Raw genomic sequence first — 2,398 nt, forward strand, 5'->3', positions numbered from 1 at the left:
CTGGTCGCGGCCCGCGGCCGGCTGATGCAGGCCCTCCCGGGCGGTGGCGTGATGATCGCCGTCCAGGCGTCGGAGGACGAGGTCCTGCCGCTGCTCACCGACGCCGACCGGGTGAGCGTCGCCGCCGTCAACGGTCCGCAGTCGGTGGTCATCGCCGGTGACGAGGACGCCGCGGCCGCCATCGCGGAGGCCTTCGAGGCGCAGGGCCGCAAGACCAAGCGGCTGACGGTCAGCCACGCGTTCCACTCGCCGCACATGGACGGCATGCTCGACGACTTCCGCCAGGTGGTCGAGGGGCTGACGTTCGCCGCCCCGCGTATTCCGGTCGTGTCGAACCTGACCGGTGCCCTCGTCTCCGACGAGATGGGGTCGGTGGAGTTCTGGGTGCGGCACGTCCGGGAGGCCGTCCGCTTCCTCGACGGCCTGCGGGCCCTGGAAGGCGCGGGCGTCACGACGTACCTCGAACTCGGTCCGGGTGTCCTCTCGGCCATGGGCCAGGAGTGCGTCACCGGCGAGGGCGCCGCCTTCGTGCCGGTGCTGCGGAGCGGCCGCTCCGAGGCCGAGACGGCGGTCACATCGCTGGCTCAGGCCCATCTGCGTGCCCTGGACGTGAACTGGCAGGCGTTCTACGCCGGTTCCGGTGCCCGGCGGATCGAGCTGCCGACGTACGCCTTCCAGCGGCAGCGCTACTGGCTGCAGCTGATGGGCGGTGCCCGCAACGGTGCCGGCCATGACGTCGACGCCCGCTTCTGGGACGCGGTCGAGCGCGAGGACCTGGAGTCGCTCGCCGGCACGCTGGACGTGGACGACGAGAACGCCTGGGGCCTGGTGCTCCCGGCCCTGTCTGCCTGGCGCCGTGGCCTGCGGACGCAGTCCGAGGTGGACCGCCGGCGCTACCAGGTGTCGTGGAAGCCGCTGACGGACGTGGCCTCCGGCCCTCGCGTGTCCGGTTCCTGGCTGGTCGTGACGCCTGCTGCCGCGGGCGTGGACGACACCGCCGTGGTGGGCGCCCTCGCCGGGCGTGGTGCCGAGGTCCGTCAGGTGGTCGTCGAGGCCGGGGCCGATCGTGCCGCTGTGGCCGGTCTGCTGGCCGGGGTCGAGGGCGTCGCGGGTGTGGTGTCGCTGCTGGCGCTGGACGAGGCGACCGGTGTCGTCGCGACGGCCGTGTTGGTGCAGGCGTTGGGTGATGCCGGGGTGGGGGCGCCGTTGTGGTGCCTGACCCGTGGTGCGGTGAGCGTGGGTCGTTCGGACCGGCTGGTGTCGGCGGTGCAGGCTCAGACGTGGGGTCTGGGCCGGGTGGCTGCGCTGGAGCTGCCGGAGCGCTGGGGCGGTTTGGTCGACCTGCCCGAGGTGTGGGACGAGCGGGCGATGGGCCGGCTGGTCGGCGTGCTGGCCGGCGGTGCGGCCGGTGAGGATCAGGTCGCGGTTCGTTCCTCCGGGGTCTTCGGACGCCGACTGGTCCGTGCCTCCGGCGGCAACACGGGCTCGTGGGAGCCGTCCGGGACGGTCCTGGTCACCGGTGGTACGGGCGCGCTCGGCCAGCGGATGGCGCACTGGCTGGCCGGTGCGGGTGCGGAGCGGCTGGTGCTGACCAGCCGTCGGGGCGCTGACGCTCCGGGCGCCGCCGAGCTGGCGGCGGAGCTCTCCGAGCTCGGTGTGGAGGTGTCGGTCGTGGCGTGCGACGCCGCCGACCGGGATGCCCTGCGTGCGTTGCTGGCGGCCGAGGCCGAGACCCTCACGGCGGTGGTCCACACCGCCGGTGTGCTGGACGACGGTGTCCTGGACGCGCTGACTCCGGATCGGTTCGACGCAGTGCTCCGGGCGAAGACGACCTCGGCGCTCAACCTGCACGAGTTGACCGTCGAGCTGGGCATCGAGCTGTCCGCCTTCGTGCTCTTCTCCTCGATGAGCGGCATGATCGGCGCGCCGGGCCAGGCCAACTACGCCGCCGCCAACGCCCATCTCGATGCGCTCGCCGAGCAGCGGCGGGCCGCGGGCCTGGCCGCGACCTCCCTTGCCTGGGGTCCGTGGGCCGAGGGCGGCATGGCCGCCGACGAGGCGCTGGAAGCGCGCCTGCGGCGCGAGGGTCTTCCGCCGATGACGCCGGACACCGCGCTGGCGGTCCTCCAGCAGAGTGCCGCGGCATCGTCCGATGCGGCACTGCTGGTCGCCGACGTGGACTGGGAGCGCTTCGGCCCCGCGTTCACAGCCGTCCGTCCCAGCGCCCTCATCGGCGAGCTGACGGCCACACCGGCCGCCGGATCCGCTGCCCGTGGCGATGCCGCCACCGGTACCGGTACCGGGGTCGAGCGGTTCGCCGGTCTCGGTGCTGTCGAGTTGGAGCGGGAGCTGCTCGGTCTGGTGCGGGCGCAGGTCGCCGCGGTGCTGGGGCATGACG

Annotated in this window: 1 protein-coding gene; it reads left to right on the top strand. The window is 73.6% G+C overall.

The features are described 5' to 3' along the window. On the top strand, positions 1–2,398 hold a 2,398-nt coding region (locus ACZ4VL_RS40450; protein WP_468210996.1), incomplete at both ends, for an SDR family NAD(P)-dependent oxidoreductase.

The organism is Streptomyces sp. NPDC029014 (assembly GCF_055564695.1).